Origin of the sequence: Streptomyces sp. NPDC001922 (assembly GCF_042891165.1) — a bacterium.
In the GTDB taxonomy this organism is placed as follows: domain Bacteria; phylum Actinomycetota; class Actinomycetes; order Streptomycetales; family Streptomycetaceae; genus Streptomyces.
Genome location: NZ_JBIASV010000008.1, coordinates 123,834 through 142,282, shown reverse-complemented (window position 1 = coordinate 142,282; position 18,449 = coordinate 123,834). Strand labels below are relative to the sequence as shown.

Sequence of the window (18,449 nt, the reverse complement as noted above, 5' to 3'; positions counted from 1 at the left end):
ACCGGCGCTACTCGGAGGCGTTCTCCATCGTGTCGGCGTCGCGCTGGAGCGCGCCGAGCACGCTGGACGGGTTGCCGTTCGGCTCGACGACGGTGCCGATGGAGCCCTTGAGCCGCTTGACGACCGGCCCCCAGGACCGCTTGCTCACCGGATAGAACTCGGCGGTGGGCAGCTGGTCGAGGAACTCCCACAGGTCCTTGTTCTTCCGGTCGGCGCGCATGGCCTCGGACGCCGAGGTGGTGACCGGCAGCAGGTCGTAGCGGTCCGCGAACTTCAGGACGTTGTCCTGGCTGTAGACGAAGTCGAGGAACTTGCCGACCGGCTCGCGGTTGCCCTTCTGCTTGAACGCCATCATCCAGTCGGCCACGCCGGTGGTCGCCTCGGACTCGCCGTTCTTGCCGGGCAGCGGCGCCATGCCGTACTTCACGTGCTTGGCCCGGGCCTGCTGCATCAGCGTCGGGTGACCGTTGAGCATGCCGACCTCGCCGCGGGTGAAGCCGTTGAAGACCTCCTGGCGGTTGGTCCGGCCGGGGTCGGCGTTGGTGAGGCCCTTGCCGACCATCTCGTCGCGCAGCCACTCGAACGTGCTGATGTTCGCGGGCGAACCGATCGTGTAGTTGCCGATGTTGTCGGTGTAGCCACCGCCGCCGCTCAGCATCCAGTTGAGCGTCTCGGCCTGCGGCTCCTCCTTGCCGAGCGGCAGCCCGTACGGGGACTTGACCCCGGCCCGCTTCAGCGCCTGGGCGTCCTGCTGGAGCTGGCTCCAGGTCTTCGGCGGTGCGGTGATACCGGCCTTGGCGAACAGCTTCTTGTTGTAGAAGAGCACCCGGGTACTGGAGGCGAACGGCAGTCCGTACTGCACCCGGTGGAGCTCGCCCGCCTTCGCGAGACCGGGCAGGAAGTCGGCCTGGGTGGGGATGGAGAGCAGCTGGTCCGACCTGTAGAGCTTGCCCTGGGCCGCGTAGTCCGCGTACGCGCCGATCTGGGCGATGTCCGGGGCGTCGCCCCGCTCGACCATCTCGGCGACCTTGCGGTCCACGTCGTTCCAGCTGTAGACCTCGACGTCGACCTCGACCTCGTCGTGCTTCGCCTCGAACTCGCGGGCCAGCTCGTTCCAGTACTTCTTGGAGCTGTTGGCCGACGAGTCGCCGTAGTCGGCCGCCACGAGCTTGATCGTCACATCGTCGCCGACCGAGCCGTCGCTTCCGCAGCCCGAAAGCGTGAGGGCCATGGCCATCGTGGTGCCTGTCGCTATGAGGCCCAAATACCGCCGCTGCACTGCGGATACCACCTTTGTTCCCGAATCTTTCGTACCGCGGGGCTCCCCCGGCCCTGCGCGGGGGCGCGGATCTCCGTCGGCGCGCCCCCCACAAGGTCTACACCACCGGATGTTCCGCTTCCGCAGCGCCCTTCCCTCTCCCAGCTCAGGACTGCTATCCACGAGGCGGACCCGAGTTCACTCCGCTTCGAAGGAGCACCGACCATGCCCGCAGCAGAGGAGTCCCGCACCGCGGCCGAGACGGCCACCCAACCCGCCTGCTGGCGCCGAGCGGTGACGGCCGCGGAGGGGGCGGAGGGCCTGCCGCGCCCGGGGGAACGGGTCGCGGTGACCGGCTGCGGCACGTCGTGGTTCATGGCGCAGGCCTACGCGGCGCTGCGCGAACAGGCGGGCCAGGGCGAGACCGACGCCTTCGCCTCCTCCGAGTTCCCGGCGGACCGCCACTACGACCGGGTCGTGACGATCACCCGCTCGGGCACCACGACCGAGGTCCTGACCCTGCTGTCCGCCCTCCGCGGCCGCACCCCGACCACCGCCCTCACGGCCGACCCGAAGACCCCGGTCATGGACGCGGCCGACGCCGTCGCCGTCCTGGACTGGGCGGACGAGGAGTCGGTCGTCCAGACCCGCTTCGCCACCACGGCGCTGGCCTTCCTCCGGGCCGGCCTGGAACGGCACGGCACCCTGCCCCCCGGCGTGAAGCCCGTCACCGAGGCCGCCGCGGACGCGGAGCTCGCCATCACTCAGCCCCTGCCGGCCGCGGTGCTCGGCGCGGAGCAGTGGACCTTCCTGGGCCGCGGCTGGACGTACGGCCTGGCCCAGGAGGCCGCCCTCAAGATGCGCGAGGCGGCCCGGGCCTGGACCGAGGCGTACCCGGCGATGGAGTACCGGCACGGCCCCATCTCCATCACCGGACCGGGCCGGGTCGCCTGGATCTTCGGCGACCTCCCCGAGGGTCTCTCCGGCGAGGTGGACCGCATCGGCGGCACCCTGATCGCCGACTCGGACGGCGGACTCGACCCGATGGCGGACCTGATCCGCGCCCAGCGCCTGGCGGTCGCCGTGGCGGAGTCCAAGGGCCACAACCCGGACCACCCCCGCAACCTGACCCGCAGTGTGATCCTCACCGACTGACCGCACAGCCACTACGCCACGTGGACGGCCCCGGAGAACGGCGCCACCGCACGCTGAACGAAAGCGTGCACGCCCGCGAACGGCGCGGCGGACGCGCAGGCGGTGCCACCCGGGGCCAGGCAAAGGCGACGTCGCACCACGACGGGTCCGGTCCGGACGCGAAGGCGCGGTGCCACCGGCCCGACCTGCACGTCAGGGCCACCGGACCGGGCGAACACGGCGGCGCGCCACGACGCCGCCGGCGGTCCGAACGTCAGGGCGCGGTGCCGCAGGGCTGGGCGAACGTCAGGGCGCGGTGCCGCAGGGCTGGGCGGACGTCAGGGCGCGGTGCCGCAGGGCTGGGCGGACGTCAGGGGGTGGGGGCGCAGGGCTGGGCGGACGTCAGGGGGTGGGGGCGCAGGGGTGGGGGGGTGGGGGCGGGGGGGGGTTTTTTTTGGGCCCCCCGGGCCCGGAAATTTCGGTTCGGGGGCGCCCCCCCCCCGGGGGGCCCCCGCCCGCGCGCGCGCGTCGTCGGCCCCCCCCCCCCCCCCAAAACCCCCCCCCCCCCCCCCCCCCCCCCCCCCCCCCCCCCACCCCCGAAACCCACCCCACACCCGCACCCACCCAACCGACGCCCGCACAACCGAACCGCAAGACCCCAAACGCGCGCCGCAAGGCGACAACGTCCCCCACGACAACCCCACAGTGGACTAGACCTCTCCCCCCGTCCCGCGGGACACTGGCCCCGTGAAACACGTCATCGCCCTCGATGTGGGAGGCACCGCCATCAAGGCCGCCCTCGTGGCCGCGGACGGCACACCCCTGCACGAGGACCGTCGGCCCACCGGCCGCGACCGCGGCCCCGACTCCGTCGTCGCGTCGGTCCTCGACTTCGCGGCGCACCTGCGGGACGTCGGCCTCGACCGGTACGGGGAGCCCGCCTCCGCCGCCGGAGTCGCCGTCCCCGGCCTGGTCGACGAGCCCGGCGGCATCGCGCGCTACTCCGCCAACCTCGGCTGGCGCGACGTCCCGCTGCGCGCCCTCCTCACCGAACGGCTGTCGACCCCGACCGCACCCCGCTCCACCACCGCACCCCGCACCCCCACCACCGGCCCGAGCTCCAGCCCCCACTCCCCCACCACCGGCCCGAGCTCCAGCCCCCACTCCCCCACCACCGGCCCGAGCCCCAGCCCCCACGAAGGCCCCACCCCCGTAGCCCTCGCCCACGACGTCCGGACCGGCGGTCTCGCCGAGGGCCGGCTCGGCGCCGGCCGGGGTGCCGACCGGTTCCTCTTCGTACCGCTCGGCACCGGCATCGCCGCCGCCATCGGCATCGACGGCCGGATCGAGAGCGGCACGCACGGCCGTGCGGGTGAGCTCGGCCATGTCGTCGTCCGCCCCGGCGGCCTGCGCTGCGGCTGCGGCCGGCGGGGCTGCCTGGAGACGCTCGCCTCCGCGACCGCGGTGTCCCGCGCCTGGGCCGAGGCCGGTGACGACCCCTCGGCGGACGCGGCGGACTGCGTCAAGGCCGTCGAATCGGGTGACCCCCGTGCCGCAGACGTGTGGAACACGGCGGTCGACGCCCTCGCCGACGGCCTCGTCACCGCCGTCAGCCTGCTGGCCCCCCGCACACTGATCATCGGCGGCGGCCTGGCGCGGGCCGGGCGGACGCTGTTCGCACCGCTGCGCGCGGCGGTCGAGGCCCGGCTCACCTTCCAGCACGTCCCCCACATCGTTCCGGCGGCCCTCGGGGACACCGCCGGATGCCTGGGCGCAGGTCTGCTCGCCTGGGACCTTCTCACCGCGGAGGTAACCGCCTGATGGTGGCTCGCAAGGTTCTCACCGGCGCCCGCGTGGTGCTGCCGACCGGTGTCGTCGAGGGCGGTCGGGTCACGGTCGACGGCCGCACCATCACCGGCACCGGCGCCCCGGCCCGTCCCGAAGCCCGCCCCGACGCCCCTCCTCACCCGGACCACCAGGACCGGGCCCGAGGCGAACCCCCTTCCACCCCCCGCCACACGAGACCCGCGGCCGAACACGCCGTCGAGCCCACCACGTACGCCGAACACCCCGAGCGCACCGAGCGCACCGAGCGCACCGAGTACGACGCGTACACCACATACCCCCTTCCCCCCGACCACTGGATCGTCCCCGGCTTCGTCGACATCCACGTGCACGGCGGCGGTGGCGCCTCCTTCTCCGCCGGGACGGCCGAGGAAGCCCTCACCGTCGCCGGCACCCACCGCCGCCACGGCACCACGACGATGCTCGCCTCGACCGTCACCGGCGACCTCGACGACCTGGCCCACCAGGCGTCCGCCCTCTCCGAGCTCGTGGAGCAGGGCGACCTCGCGGGGCTGCACTTCGAGGGGCCGTTCATCGCCCGGAACCGCTGCGGCGCCCACGAGCCGTCGCTGCTGCGCGACCCGGCCCCGGCGGACGTCCGCAAGCTCGTCGACGCCGCGCGGGGCACCGCCCGCATGATGACCCTGGCGCCCGAGCTCCCCGGCGGGCTGGAGTCCGTGCGGCTCCTCGCCGACCAGGGCGTCATCGCGGCCGTCGGCCACACCGACGGGTCGTACGAGGCCACGCGCCGGGCCGTGGAGGCCGGCGCGCGCGTGGCGACGCACCTGTTCAACGCGATGCCGGGCCTCGGCCACCGGACGCCCGGCCCGGTCGCCGCGCTGCTGGAGGACGAGCGGGTCACCGTCGAGCTGATCAACGACGGGGTGCATCTGCACCCGTCCGTGCTGGGGCTCGCCCTCCGCGGGGCCGCGGGCCGGATCGCCTTCATCACGGACGCCATGGGCGCCGCCGGGATGGGCGACGGCCGGTACCCGCTCGGCCCGATGGAGGTGGAGGTCAGGGACGGGGTCGCCCGGCTGGTGCAGGGCGGTTCGATCGCGGGCTCCACGCTCACCCTGGACACCGCGTTCCGGCGGGCCGTGACGGTCGACGGGCTGCCGGTCGAGCAGGCCGTCGAAGCAGTCTCGGCGACCCCCGCGCGGCTGCTCGGACTGGACGGCCGGGTGGGCTCCCTGGAACCGGGCAAGGACGCCGATCTGGTGGTCCTGGACGGGGAGTTCGCGCTGGTCGGAGTGATGCGCAAGGGAGATTGGGTGGTTTCACCCGAACTGGGCTGAGGGTTCCCGTGGTTGGCCTGTGGAGGTCCGCGGGAGGTCTGGGCCAACCGTCGCTGTTTTGGCATGATCGCTCGCGCACTTGTCCGCCTGCGCCGGTCATCGGCAGCCGCGCGCACTACGGGAGGGGACCGTTGATCCTCACGGTCACGCTGAACGCCGCCCTCGACATCACGTACCGCGTGCCGCGGCTGCGGGCCTCGGCCACGCACCGGGTGGCCGAGGTGTCGGAGCGGGCGGGCGGCAAGGGGCTGAACGTCGCCCGGGTGCTCGCGGCGCTCGGGCACCGGGCGGTCGTCGCGGGATTCGCCGGCGGGCCCACGGGCGCGGTGCTGCGGCAACTGCTGGCGGAGGACCACGGACCGGGCACGGTCGTCGACGCGCTGACCCCGACCGCCGGGGCGAGCCGCCGGACCGTGGGCGTCGTGGACGCCTCGTCCGGGGAGACCACGCAGCTCAACGAGGCCGGGCCGACGATCGACCGGTCCGAGTGGGACGCCTTCCGCGCCACCTACGCCCGGCTCCTCGGCGACGCCGAGGCCGTCGCGCTCTGCGGCAGCCTGCCGCCGGGACTGCCGGTCGGCGCCTACGCACAGCTCGTCCGGGAGGCCCAGGCGGCCGGCGTCCCGGTGCTGCTGGACACCAGCGGCGAGCCGCTGCGCCGGGGCATCGCCGCCCGGCCGGACCTGGTCAAGCCGAACGTGGACGAGCTGACCGGCCTGACCGGCTCCACCGAGCCGCTGCGCGCCGCGCACGACGCGCGCCGCCGGGGCGCCCGCGCGGTCGCGGCGTCCCTGGGCGCGGCGGGCATGCTCCTGGTGACGGCGGACGGCAGCTGGCAGGCGGCGCCGCCGCGCCCGGTCCGCGGCAATCCGACGGGTGCCGGCGACTCGGCCGTGGCGGGCCTGCTCTCCGGCCTGGTGGCCGGGCTGCCGTGGCCGGAGCGGGTGGCGCGGGCGGTGGCGCTGTCGGCGGCGACCGTCCTGGCCCCGGTCGCGGGCGAGTTCGACCGTGCCGCGTACGAGGATCTGCTGCCGCGGGTCGAGGTGTCGGACGGGGCGGCGGCAGCGTGACGGGCCGACGCGGGGGTGGCCTCCCCCGGCCCGGCCCGGGGCGCGGTGTCCGGAAGCCCGGCGCCGCGAAGTGCAGCGTCAGGAACCCCGGTGTCCGGAAACCCGGTGTCCGGAAGCCCGGTGCCCAGAGGCGCAGTGTCCGGAGGCGCAGTGACCGGGAGCCCGGTTTCCGGAAGCTCGGGGTCCGGAAGCTCGGGGTCCGGAGGTGCGGTATTCGGCGACCGGGCTGATCCGGCCCGGGACATCGGGCCGGGCCGGCCCGGGATTGGGGACGCAATGCCACTCGTCGGTACGGGCGAACTCGTCATGCGGGCGCGGGCCGCGGGCCACGCTCTGGGCGCGTTCAACGTGATCACCCTGGAGCACGCGGAGGCGATCGCCGCGGGCGCGGAGGAGGCCGGCGTCCCCGCGGTGCTCCAGGTCTCGGAGAACGCCGTGCGCTTCCACGGCGGCCGGCCGGCCCCGATCGCGGCCGCCGCGGCGGCCGTCGCCCGGGCATCGACCGCCGAACTCGCCCTCCACCTCGACCATGTGGTCTCCCCGGAACTGCTGCACGCGGCGCACTCCGCGGGCTTCGGCTCGGTGATGGTCGACGCCTCGAAGCTGAGCTACGCGGACAACGTCAAGGCCACGGCGGAGGCGGTGCGTTGGGGCCACGAGCGGGGCATCTGGGTGGAGGCCGAGCTCGGCAGAGTGGGCGGCAAGGCCGGTGAGCCGCCGCTGGACGCCCACACACCCGGCGTCCGGACCGATCCGGCCGAGGCGGCGGCGTACGTCGCGGAGACGGGCGTGGACGCCCTGGCCGTGGCGGTCGGCAGCACGCACGCGATGACGGAGCGGACCGCCGTCCTGGACCATGCGCTGATCGCCCGGCTCCGGGACGCCGTGCCGGTCCCGCTGGTGCTGCACGGCTCCTCGGGCGTCCCGGACGACGAACTCCGCCGGGCCGTCGCCGCCGGCATGGTCAAGATCAATGTCGGGACGGCGCTCAACACCGCGTTCACCGGCTCGCTGCGCGGCTCCCTGGAGTCGGACCCGTCCGTGGTCGACCCCCGCCGCTACCTGCGTCCGGCACGGGACGCGATGGCCGGGACGGTGGCGGCCTTCCTGCGGCTCCTGACGGCCGGCAGCGCGGACTCCGGGCCCGCGCACGCCGGGACGGAGACGGCAGCGACGGCGGGCGGCGACACGGACCAGCGCCCGGCGCGGCAACCGGGCGCGTAGCCGGGACGCGCAACCGGACCGTGCGCCCGGAGTCCCCGGTTACCCCGCCGCCCGGCCGCACACGGGCTCGGGGCCCGCCGCACGCAAGCGACGGGCCCCGAGGGTGCGTTGAGGAAGCGCGCGGGTCAGTCCTGGACCTGGCCCGACTTCAACTGCACGTAGTCCAGGTTGAAGTTGCACTTGTCGTTCGGCCCGCAGGAGAACTCGATGGTGTTGGTGCCCTTGTTGAGCTGCAGCCAGTCGTACCGCTTGGTCCAGCCGCGCTCCCACTGGCCTTCCTTGGCGCCGGTGTAGTTCTTCAGCTTGAGCGGCTGGGACCGGGGCTGGCTGTTCACCGTCAGCGTGGCGTCGGTGTCCTTGCCCGGGACCCCGTAGCCGGTGAACAGCGTGTACTGGCCGGCCTTCGGGACGTCCACGGTGTACGTGACGGTGTCGCCGGGGCGCTCCATCTTGACGTAGGCGCCGCTCTTGGAGTGGGCGTTGGGGATCTCGCGGCCGACCGCGGCCGTGCCGCCCAGCCGCAGCGAGGCGCCGTCCCGCTGGTCCGAGGCGAACTTCTTCGGCCCCTTGCCCGAGGGCTTCTCGGGCTCCACCTTGTCGGCGCCGGAGTCGCCGGGCGCGGAGTCCCCGGCCTCGTTCTTCCCGGTCTCGTCGTCCTTGGTGTTGGTGAGCATGGCGACACCGATGCCCACGACCACCACCGCGACGACCGCGATCGCACCGACGAGCAGGCCCTTGCTGTTGGGGCCGCGGCCGCCGCCCTGGCCCTGCGGTCCGGACCGGCGCGGCGCGCCGCCGGAGAGGGTCTCGGGGGCCGCGTAGTGCGCGTTCGGCTGCTGCTGACCGTACGGCTGGCCGGGCGCCTGCGGGGGTGCCTGCCGCTGGCCGTACTGGCGCTCGCCGACGCGGGAGACCTGGTTGTACGAGGTGCGGGGGACACCGGGCTGGCCGGTCGGGCCGGGGTAGCCGTAGCCGCCGGTCCGGGGAGCCGCGCCCGCGTCGTCCGTCGCGCCGTCGCCGCCCTCCGAGCGGTACAGATAGCCGAACGGATCGTCGTTCTCAGGCGTGCTCGCGCCGTTGTTGCCGGCCGTCATCCCCTGTCACTCCCCAACTGGTTCTCGGACCATCGGCGCTCTTGATCAGATGCGCCCTGACAGCTCCTATCAAGGCCGGGGCGGCCCCGACAGAGTCTGTGCTGTCCGGATGGCCAATGTTCACGATGGATTCACTGCCGGCGTTCCAGCGGCGGCACCGCCGACGCCCGAGCCTACCCGCTCACCCGCTCGGACGTTCACTCCTGCGGCAAGGGTGCGGGCAGCGCTCGACACGGCTGCGCCTGCCCGGTGCCGGGTCCGCCATGCTCCGCGGACGCCCCGGTGAGACGCGTCTCACCCCGTGGCGGACCCGGCTCGGGGCGCGGTCCGGCGGAGCCCGGAAGCCGTCGTTCCACGCGGTCCCGGTCCGATGGCCCCCGGCACCGAGGCCCCGGGCAGCCCGCCCGTCGGCCCGCTCCTCAGCCCGCCCGCCGGTGCTGCTTGGCCCGGGACCGCTTCTCCACGTACATCCGCTGGTCCGCCGAGGCCAGGACCTCTTCCGCCGACATGCCGCAGCCCGCCCAGGAGATCCCGATGCTGGCGCCGACCCGGACCGCCCGGCCGTCGACCCGGATCGGCGGGATGATCGCGTTGCGCAGCCGGACCGCCAGGTCCTGGGCGTCCGCGCGGCCGAGGCCGTCGGCCAGGACGACGAACTCGTCGCCGCCGAGCCGGGCCACCGTGTCGCCGTCCCGGACGCCGTTGGTGAGCCGGCGGGCGACCTCGATCAGCACCGCGTCACCGGTGTGGTGCCCGAAGCGGTCGTTGATCGACTTGAACCCGTCGAGGTCGCAGAAGAGGACCGCGAGCCCCTTGGAGCCGTCGTCGGTGTCCGGGTCCGGGGCGACGGTGTGCACATGGTGGTCGTACGAGGCGGGCGGCGGGCCGCCGAACGGGGCGTCGAAGGCGTCCGCCCGGAAGCCGTGCTCGTCGGTCTCCACCCCGTCCGGGTCGCCGCCGTAGGCCGCGCCGCCGTACACCCCGCCGGCCGCGTCGAGGGTCGCGCTGCTCGCCCCGTGCGGGGACGGCGGCCGGGTGCACAGCCGGGCGCCGAGCCGGGCGCGCAGCTCGGCGCTGTTGGGCAGCCCGGTGAGCGAGTCGTGGCTGGCGCGGTGCGCGAGCTGGAGCTCGTGGCGCTTGCGCTCCTCGATGTCCTCGACGTGGGTGAGCAGGAAGCGCGGCCCGTCGGCGGCGTCGGCGACGACGGAGTTCCGCAGCGAGACCCAGACGTACGTGCCGTCGCGCCGCGCCAGCCGGAGCTCGGCGCGGCCGCCCTCGGCGGAGGTGCGCAGCAGGGTCCCGATGTCCTCGGGGTGCACCAGGTCGGAGAAGGAGTAGCGGCGCATCGCGGAGGCCGGGCGGCCGAGGAGGCGGCAGAGGGCGTCGTTGGTGCGGAGCAGCCGGCCGTGCTGGTCGCCGCCCATCTCGGCGATGGCCATGCCGCTGGGGGCGTACTCGAAGGCCTGGCGGAAGCTTTCCTCGCTGGCACGGAGGGCCTGCTGCTCGCGTTCGAGCCGGACGAGGGCGCGCTGCATGTTGGCGCGCAGCCGGGCGTTGCTGATGGCGATGGCGGCCTGGAAGGCGTACATCTGGAGGGCTTCGCGCCCCCAGGGGCCGGGCCTGCGGCCGTTGCGCGGCTGGTCGACGGATATGACCCCGAGCAGCTCCTCGCCGGAGGAGTACATGGGAGCGAGCAGCCGGTCCATGGGGTGCCACTCGTCGACGAACCGGGGCTGGGGGCCGTCGCTGCGCCACTGCGGTATGTCGTCGTCGTCCAGCACCCAGCCCTCGGTGTGCGGGATGAAGCGGAGTTCGCCCCACTGCTCGCCCATGGTGAGCCAGCGCTCCCAGGCGGTCCGGGCGCCGACCCGGCCGGCCATCAGGGCCTCGGCGCCGGAGTCTCCCGCGACGGCGGCGACGACGAGGTCACCGTCGGGGCGGACCAGGTTCACGGCCGAAAGTCCGTACCCCAGGCCGTTGATGATGCCGTTGGCGACGGTCTGCAGGGTGTCCGCCAGGCTGCGGGCGGTGTTGAGGTCCGCGACGACATGGTGGAGCTGGCGCAGCGTCGCAAGCCGGACGTAAGGCTCCGACTCGGTTTCCATCGCTCGCACCCCCCGAGACCTGACACAACTCCAGAGTCCTAGTCGTCCGATTACCACGGTCACTGAATCACAGCGAGCTGTTCACCCGGTACACAGGGTCAACAATTCCTGCCAGCTGTGACTCAAGTCACAGCACATGATGAACGGTTGAGGTAGTGGGTCGGGAGCGCTTCTGACACTTATTGAACGCAAATTCGAAAACGGATGGCGCCCTTCCGCGCGGTCTCGGCCATCGGACCTAGGTCCCGCCTGGGCCCCGGGGCCGATGCGGACCGGATCTGGTGCCGGATAGCGTTCCTGGCGTGTTGCAGCAGACTCCTTCCCCTCGTGCCGAGACCATCCCCCATGCTGATGGGGTGAGTGACGACGTATTCCGTGCCGCCATGTCCCGGCTGGGCGCGGGCGTGGTGCTGGTGACCGCGTTCGATCCGGAGGACGGACCGAGCGGCGAGGACGTCGGCATGACGGCGACGTCGTTCGTTTCGGTGTCCCTCGATCCGCCGCTCGTGATGGTGAGCGTTCGCAACGATTCACGGATGGACGACCTGCTGGAGCGGCAGCCGCTGTGGGCGGTCTCCGTCCTGTCCGAGAGCCAGCGTCAGATCGCCGGACGGTTCGCGATGAAGGGCCGGATCAGCGACCGGCTGCTCTTCGGCGACCTCTCGCACGAGCGCGGCGAGGTCGCCGGCGCGCCGCTCGTCGACGGGGCGCTGGCCGTTCTGGAGTGCCGGACGGAGCAGCGCGTGCCGGCGGGCGACCACACGCTGGTGATCGGCCGGGTGCTGACCGCCCGCACGCCGAGCACGGAGGGCGGGCCGCTGCTCTACTTCCGGGGGCGGTACCGGCATCTGGGGTAGGGCCGCTGGTCCGGACCCCGCGAGCCCGGTGGCCGGCGCCGATCCGGCCGGGTCGTTCGGATTCCGCCGGGCCCGCGGGGCCGGACCTCCGGGGAGGAACCCGGGCCCCGGCTCACGGCCCAGGACCCACCGGAGCCGGCCGGAATCCGGGCCGCCGGCGGCGCCGCGCGTGCGGGCGCCCCGGTCACCAGTCGCGGCCGGAACGGCCCCGCTTCGTGTCACCGCGCTGCTTCTTCTCCCGAAGCCGGCGCTCGTTGATGCCGCGCGGCACCCGCGTCTTGCGCCGCGGGCGCGGCGGTGGCGCGGTGGCCTCGGCGAGCAGCGCCGCCAAGCGGACGGCCGCGGTCTCCCGGTTGCGCCACTGGGAGCGGTGCTCGGCGGCCCGTACGGACACGACGCCGTCCGTCAGCCGCCCGGCGAGCCGCTCCAGCGCCCGGTCCTTCCAGACCTGGGGCAGCGCGTCGGTCCGCGCCAGGTCGAAGCGGAGCTCGACCCGGCTGTCGCTGGTGTTGACGTGCTGGCCGCCGGGTCCGGACGAGCGGGAGAAACGCCACATGAGCTCGGCCTCCGGCAGGGAGACCGAGCCACGGATGACGTAGGGCCCGGACATGCGTCCCATAATCCCGGCTCGGGGCCGCCGCGTCACCTCCTTTCCCGGTGCAGCTCCTTTCCCGGTGCAGCCCGGCCCGTCCCGCCCCCGGCGCCCGGTGACGGCGCCCCGCGAGGGACCCCGATGCGGATTCCGGGTAAAGAAAGTAAAGCGATCCGGAACCCTGTGCCGACCTCGCCGCGTTATGAAGGGTGACGGTAGCTTCGTCACCGGCACGAAGCCCGACACACTGACGAGGAAAGGGACATCCCCATGGCTGTAAGCCTGTCCAAGGGCGGCAACGTCTCGCTCACCAAGGAGGCGCCCGGCCTCACCGCCGTCACGGTCGGCCTCGGTTGGGACGTCCGCACCACCACCGGCACGGACTTCGACCTCGACGCGAGCGCGATCGCGGTCAACCCCGGCGGGAAGGTCGTCTCCGACGGCCACTTCGTCTTCTTCAACAACAAGTCCACCCCGGACCAGACCATCGTGCACACCGGTGACAACCGCACCGGCGAGGGCGCGGGCGACGACGAGGCGATCAACGTCAACCTGGCGGGCCTCCCCGCCGACGTCGAGAAGATCGTCTTCCCGGTCTCGATCTACGACGCCGAGAGCCGCAGCCAGAACTTCGGCCAGGTGCGCAACGCCTACATCCGCATCGTCAACCAGGCCGGCGGCGCCGAGGTCGCCCGCTACGACCTGAGCGAGGACGCGGCCACCGAGACGGCCATGGTCTTCGGCGAGCTCTACCGGAACGGCGCGGACTGGAAGTTCCGCGCGGTGGGCCAGGGCTACGCCTCCGGCCTGGCGGGCATCGCCCAGGACTTCGGCGTCAACGTCTGACGCACGCTCGTCCGCTGACCTGCCGTCGGCCCCCGGATCCTCGCCGACCGGGGGCCGTCGCGTTAGCGTGCCGCGCATGATCCTCGAACCGCTCACGGTCACCGACGACGGGGTCCACGGGCCGCTCGGGCCCCACGGGCTGCCCGCGCCGCTGCTCGACGAGCTGACCACGCTCTACCGCTCCGACCCCGTCTTCCAGCGGATCAGCGGGGACTTCCCCGACCCGGAGGACATCCGGCCCGAGCAGGTGGCCGCGAGCCTCGCCGAGGAACTGGCGCACCCGTCGTCCGAGGTGCTGCTCGCCCGCGAGGGCCACCGGCTGCTCGGCGTGGCCATCACCCTGGCCGAGCACCCGGACCCCGACGACCCCGACCCGTGGATCGGCCTGCTGATGGTGCACGGCCAGGAGCAGCGCACCGGGTACGGGCGGGAGCTGGCCGGGCTGGTGGAGGACCGGCTCCGGGCGGGCGGCGCGGACGGCGTACGGCTGGCCGTACTGGAGAGCAACCCCAGGGCACTGGCCTTCTGGACCGCGCTGGGCTACGAGATCATCGACCACCGCGAGGACCGGCGGCTGCACCGCCCGTGTCTGATTCTGCGGAAGCGGCTCACCGAGCGCTGAGCACCCGCCGCTGAGCAACACAGCGCCGGGCACGCGGCGCTGAGCGGGGAGAGCTCAGTCCGCAGAGCTCAGCACGCCGGGCTGAGCACGGAGAGCCGAGCACCGTCCGCTTCACGGCGCCGGCGGGCCGCCGGCCCGTACCGCGAGTGCCCTCAGCCAGTGAGGTGCGAGTCCATGCCAGGGGCACGCCCGGGCGTTCCCGAGGCGGCTCGCTTCGGGGGTGCGCCCGCACCTGCGCCCGCGCCCACCGCACCGGCGCAACGGCGCAACGGCGCAACGGCGCACCATCAACTCCCCTCACCTGCACGGAATTTCGCATTCCATCGCCGCGGCAGCTCCCCCCCTCCCCGTCACTTCCCTTCCCGCCCGGACAAATGCCCGGATTTCAGCCTGCATCAGCTCAGTTCGGCTCGTATAACGAACATGTCCTGACGTAAATGGAGAACGTCAGGTCAAATCTGTGTTGCTTACCTGTCAAAAAGAATCAACCAATGGCACGCTCAGCTCGGCTCGTTCGCCTCCGCGGACGGGCCGGTCCTCCCCTGCGCATCTTTCGGGGCAGGGCCGTTCTTCGGCATCACTCAGCACCGCACCCGCACCTCCTGTTTCGCCGGGCCGTCCCACCCAGGGCGGCCCGCCCCCACGAACGGGCCGCATTGCCGGCGGCCCTCCTTCAAGGAGACCGAGTGAGACGCACGCCCAACTCTCCCCGGAAGCACGCGCTTCGCGCCGCGGCCCTGGTGGCCTCGGCCGCCATGGTCGCCGTCGGCGTCCAGACGGGCACGGCGAACGCCCAGCCCGACCGCACGTCCGGAACCACAGCCCTGACGCTGTCCGGATCGCAGCGCGCTTCCGCGATCAAGGCCGCGCAGGCCGACGCCTCGGCCCAGGCCGACGCGCTGGGCCTCGGCGGCAAGGAGAAGCTCCTCGTCCGCGATGTGATCAAGGACGCGAACGGCACGGTCCACACCCGCTACGAGCGCACCTTCGACGGGCTGCCGGTCCTCGGCGGCGACCTCGTGGTCCACGAGAAGAAGGACGGCGCCCGGAGCGTCACCAAGGCCGCCCGGGCCGCGATATCCGTGGCGGGCACCGACGCGGAACTCCCCGCCTCCGCGGCGAAGAAGTCCGCCCTCGAGGCCGCCGCCGACGGCACCACGAAGACCGCGGCCGACGCGGCTCCCCGCAAGGTGATCTGGGCGGCCTCCGGCAAGCCCGTGCTGGCCTGGGAGACCGTGGTCACCGGGCGCCAGCACGACGGCACCCCGAGCAAGCTGCACGTCATCACCGACGCGACGACCGGCAAGCGGCTCTTCGCGGACGAGCGGATCGAGACCGGCACCGGTACCGGCGACTACAGCGGCCGGGTCACCCTCGGCACCCGGAGGAGCGGCGGCTCGTACGAGCTCCGGGACACCGCCCGCGGCGGGCACCGCACCAACGACCTGAAGCAGGGCACCTTCGGGACCGGCAGCCTGTTCAAGGACGCCGACGACGTCTGGGGCGGCGGGCGGCAGAGCGCCGCCGTCGACGCCCACTACGGCGCCGCCACCACCTGGGACTTCTACAAGAACGTGCTGGGCCGCAACGGCATCAGGGACGACGGCGCCGGCTCGTACTCCCGCGTCCACTACGGCGACAGCTACGTCAACGCCTTCTGGGACGACGACTGCTTCTGCATGACCTACGGGGACGGCGACGACAACGCGAACCCGCTGACCTCGCTGGACGTCGCCGCCCACGAGATGAGCCACGGCGTCACCTCCAACACCGCCGGGCTCAACTACAGCGGCGAGTCGGGCGGCCTCAACGAGGCGACCTCCGACATCTTCGCCACCTCCACGGAGTTCTACGCCAGGAACCCCGCGGACCCGGGCGACTACCTCATCGGCGAGAAGATCGACATCAGGGGCAACGGCACCCCGCTGCGCTACCAGGACGAGCCGAGCAAGGACGGCGCCTCCGAGGACTACTGGTTCCCGGGCATCGGCAACGAGGACGTCCACTACTCGTCCGGCCCCGCCAACCACTTCTACTACCTGCTGTCCGAGGGCAGCGGCGCCAAGACCCTCAACGGCGTGCGCTACGACAGCCCGACCTACGACGGCTCCACGGTGCGGGGCATCGGCCGGGCCAAGGCCGAGCAGATCTGGTACACGGCCCTGACCACGTACATGACGTCCACCACCAACTACAAGGCCGCCCGCAAGGCGACCCTGCGGGCGGCGGGTGACCTGTACGGGACGACGAGCACGGAGTACAAGGCGGTTGCCGCCGCCTGGACCGCGATCAACGTCAAGTAGCCCTCCGCGCAGGGCCACCCGCCCGAGCGGCGGGTGACTCGGCAGGAGGACGCGGGCCGCACCGTACGCCACGGTGCGGCCCGTTGCGCGGGTGCGTCCGCTTCGGTGGCGCTTCCGCTTCGGTGGCACGTCCGCTTCGGTGGTGCGGCGTCCCTTCCGCGACGCGGGCCCATCCCCGGTGTTGGGCCGCTCCGCCCCGGTGCTGATCTCCTGGCCCCGGTGCGGTCGTTCTGTTCCGGCCGCCCACGCAATTACGCTGCGGGGCATGACACAACACGTACGCGGTGTGGTTGCTCCCGGCAAGGGCGAGCCGGTCCGGGTCGAGACGATCGTGATCCCGGACCCCGGCCCGGGCGAGGCGGTGGTGAAGGTACAGGCCTGCGGGGTGTGCCACACCGACCTGCACTACCGGGAGGGCGGCATCAACGACGAGTTCCCGTTCCTGCTCGGACACGAGGCGGCGGGCGTGGTGGAGTCCGTCGGTGACGGCGTGACCGATGTGGCCCCCGGCGACTTCGTGATCCTCAACTGGCGTGCGGTGTGCGGGGAGTGCCGGGCCTGCAAGCGCGGCCACCCCTGGTACTGCTTCGCCACCCACAACGCCCGCCAACCGATGACGCTGAAGGACGGCACGGCGCTCTCCCCGGCCCTCGGCATCGGCGCCTTCGCCGAGAAGACCCTGGTCGCCGCCGGACAGTGCACCAAGGTCGACCCGTCGGCGAGCCCGGCCGCGGCGGGGCTGCTCGGCTGCGGCGTGATGGCGGGTCTCGGCGCGGCCATCAACACCGGCAACGTGGGCCGCGGCGACTCGGTCGCGGTGATCGGCTGCGGCGGCGTCGGCAACGCGGCCGTCGCCGGGGCCCGGCTCGCCGGAGCTTCGAAGATCATCGCGGTGGACGTGGACGAGCGGAAGCTGGAGCTGGCCCGCTCCCTGGGCGCCACGCACACCGTCAACGCCCGCACGGCCGACGTGGTCAAGGGCGTCCAGGAGCTGACCGGCGGCTTCGGCGCGGACGTCGTCATCGAGGCGGTCGGCCGCCCGGAGACGTACCAGCAGGCCTTCTACGCCCGGGACCTGGCCGGAACGGTGGTCCTCGTCGGGGTGCCCACCCCCGAGATGCGGCTGGAGCTGCCGCTGCTCGACGTCTTCGGGCGCGGCGGCGCGCTGAAGTCGTCCTGGTACGGCGACTGCCTGCCGTCCCGCGACTTCCCCGTGCTGATCGACCTCTACCTCCAGGGGCGGCTCGACCTCGACGCGTTCGTCTCGGAGACCATCGGGCTGGACGACATCGAGGAGGCGTTCGCGAAGATGCACCGCGGGGACGTGCTGCGTTCGGTGGTGGCGTTCTGATGACGGTCCACTCCTCGGTCCGGGTCGACCGGCTCGTCACCTCCGGCACGTTCTCCCTCGACGGCGGCACCTGGGAGGTCGACAACAACGTCTGGCTGGTCGGCGACGACAGCGAGGTCTACGTCATCGACGCGGCGCACGACGCGGACGCGATCCTCACCGCCGTCGGGGACCGCCGGCTGCTCGGCATCATCTGCACGCACGGCCACGACGACCACATCGACGCCGCCCCGGAGGTCGCGGAGCGGGCGGGCGCGCCGATCCTGCTGCACCCGGACGACGACGAGCTGTGGCGGATGCGGCGCCCGGACCTCCGGCCGGACGCCGCGCTCGCCGACGGCGAGGTGCTGAACGTGGGCACCGCCGAGCTGCACGTCCTGCACACCCCCGGGCACAGCCCCGGCGCGGTCTGCCTCTACGCCCCGGAGCTGGACACCGTCTTCTCCGGCGACACCCTCTTCCAGGGCGGGCCGGGCGCCACCGGCCGGTCGTTCTCCTCGTTCCCGACGATCATCGAGTCGATCCGGGAGCGGCTGCTGGCCCTGCCGCCGGAGACGGTCGTCCGGACCGGACACGGCGACTCCACCACCATCGGTGACGAGGCGCCGCACCTGGACGAGTGGATCGCCCGCGGGCACTGAGCCGCTTCGCCTCCGGCGGTCCGGCATACCGATCGGGCCGCCGACGCCGGTCCGGGCCGGGCTCCCGACGCCGGGCCGGGCTTCCGGTCCGGCCGCGCCGGCGCCGGTCGGGACAGCGGGCGCCGATCCGTCCCCCGGCCCGGCGCGGGCGCGGGGCCACCCGGCCCGGCGCCCGGGGCCGCCCCGCCGGGCACGGCGTCACCGGGAGA

14 protein-coding genes and 1 pseudogene are annotated in these 18,449 nt (G+C 73.4%); 11 read left to right on the top strand and 4 right to left on the bottom strand.

What is annotated here, in order from left to right; translation table 11 throughout:
- Positions 1–7: 7 nt before the first annotated feature.
- Complete coding sequence (locus ACFYYR_RS16495; RefSeq protein ID WP_388852903.1) at positions 8–1,231, bottom strand: ABC transporter substrate-binding protein; 1,224 nt, start codon at positions 1,229–1,231, stop codon at positions 8–10.
- Positions 1,232–1,483: 252 nt separating this feature from the next.
- Between ACFYYR_RS16495 and ACFYYR_RS16490 the strand changes: the two genes are divergently transcribed.
- From ACFYYR_RS16490 to ACFYYR_RS16470, 5 genes and pseudogenes are all read left to right on the top strand, one after another.
- Positions 1,484–2,413 (top strand): SIS domain-containing protein, encoded by a 930-nt coding sequence (locus ACFYYR_RS16490; protein ID WP_388852900.1) that lies wholly within the window; start codon positions 1,484–1,486, stop codon positions 2,411–2,413.
- A gap of 726 nt (positions 2,414–3,139) precedes the next feature.
- A complete protein-coding gene (locus ACFYYR_RS16485; RefSeq protein ID WP_388852897.1) occupies positions 3,140–4,213 on the top strand; it encodes an ROK family protein in 1,074 nt (357 codons plus the stop codon).
- Positions 4,213–5,535 (top strand): N-acetylglucosamine-6-phosphate deacetylase, encoded by a 1,323-nt coding sequence (gene nagA / locus ACFYYR_RS16480; RefSeq protein WP_388852894.1) that lies wholly within the window; start codon positions 4,213–4,215, stop codon positions 5,533–5,535. Before ACFYYR_RS16485 ends, nagA begins: the two co-directional genes overlap by 1 nt.
- Positions 5,536–5,666: 131 nt before the next feature.
- Entirely contained in the window at positions 5,667–6,605 is a 939-nt protein-coding gene (locus tag ACFYYR_RS16475) for a 1-phosphofructokinase family hexose kinase (protein ID WP_388852891.1), read from the top strand.
- A gap of 276 nt (positions 6,606–6,881) precedes the next feature.
- A pseudogene (locus ACFYYR_RS16470) lies at positions 6,882–7,724 on the top strand (ketose-bisphosphate aldolase); the annotation flags it as partial.
- Positions 7,725–7,954: 230 nt separating this feature from the next.
- Here ACFYYR_RS16470 and ACFYYR_RS16465 read toward each other — a convergent pair.
- Together ACFYYR_RS16465 and cdgB are read right to left on the bottom strand one after the other, a co-directional pair.
- Positions 7,955–8,923 carry a carbohydrate-binding protein gene (locus ACFYYR_RS16465; protein WP_388852888.1) on the bottom strand — a complete coding sequence of 323 codons (969 nt, stop codon included), beginning with the start codon at positions 8,921–8,923 and terminating at the stop codon, positions 7,955–7,957.
- Between the two features lie 419 nt (positions 8,924–9,342).
- Positions 9,343–11,028, bottom strand: a complete 1,686-nt coding sequence (gene cdgB, locus ACFYYR_RS16460) for a diguanylate cyclase CdgB (protein WP_388852885.1) — start codon at positions 11,026–11,028, stop codon at positions 9,343–9,345.
- Between the two features lie 302 nt (positions 11,029–11,330).
- Here cdgB and ACFYYR_RS16455 point away from each other — a divergent pair, with 302 nt between their 5' ends.
- Positions 11,331–11,885, top strand: a complete 555-nt coding sequence (locus ACFYYR_RS16455; protein WP_388852882.1) for a flavin reductase family protein — start codon at positions 11,331–11,333, stop codon at positions 11,883–11,885.
- Between the two features lie 184 nt (positions 11,886–12,069).
- On the opposite strand, the gene arfB is transcribed toward ACFYYR_RS16455, so the two are convergent.
- The gene (gene arfB, locus ACFYYR_RS16450) at positions 12,070–12,495 is read right to left on the bottom strand and encodes an alternative ribosome rescue aminoacyl-tRNA hydrolase ArfB (protein WP_388852879.1); all 426 of its coding nucleotides are present in this window, start codon (positions 12,493–12,495) and stop codon (positions 12,070–12,072) included.
- A 252-nt stretch (positions 12,496–12,747) separates the two neighbouring features.
- Here arfB and ACFYYR_RS16445 point away from each other — a divergent pair, with 252 nt between their 5' ends.
- The 5 genes from ACFYYR_RS16445 to ACFYYR_RS16425 all read left to right on the top strand — a co-directional run bounded on the left by ACFYYR_RS16445 (position 12,748) and on the right by ACFYYR_RS16425 (position 18,240).
- A complete protein-coding gene (locus ACFYYR_RS16445; protein ID WP_388852877.1) occupies positions 12,748–13,323 on the top strand; it encodes a TerD family protein in 576 nt (191 codons plus the stop codon).
- Between the two features lie 76 nt (positions 13,324–13,399).
- Complete coding sequence (locus tag ACFYYR_RS16440) at positions 13,400–13,945, top strand: GNAT family N-acetyltransferase (protein WP_388852873.1); 546 nt, start codon at positions 13,400–13,402, stop codon at positions 13,943–13,945.
- Positions 13,946–14,700: 755 nt separating this feature from the next.
- On the top strand, positions 14,701–16,248 hold the full coding sequence (locus ACFYYR_RS16435) for a M4 family metallopeptidase (RefSeq protein WP_388853536.1): 1,548 nt from the start codon (positions 14,701–14,703) through the stop codon (positions 16,246–16,248).
- A 265-nt stretch (positions 16,249–16,513) separates the two neighbouring features.
- Positions 16,514–17,599, top strand: coding sequence for an S-(hydroxymethyl)mycothiol dehydrogenase (locus ACFYYR_RS16430; RefSeq protein ID WP_388852870.1), 1,086 nt, complete (start codon positions 16,514–16,516; stop codon positions 17,597–17,599).
- The gene (locus tag ACFYYR_RS16425; protein WP_388852867.1) at positions 17,599–18,240 is read left to right on the top strand and encodes an MBL fold metallo-hydrolase; all 642 of its coding nucleotides are present in this window, start codon (positions 17,599–17,601) and stop codon (positions 18,238–18,240) included. Before ACFYYR_RS16430 ends, ACFYYR_RS16425 begins: the two co-directional genes overlap by 1 nt.
- Positions 18,241–18,449 lie beyond the last annotated feature (209 nt).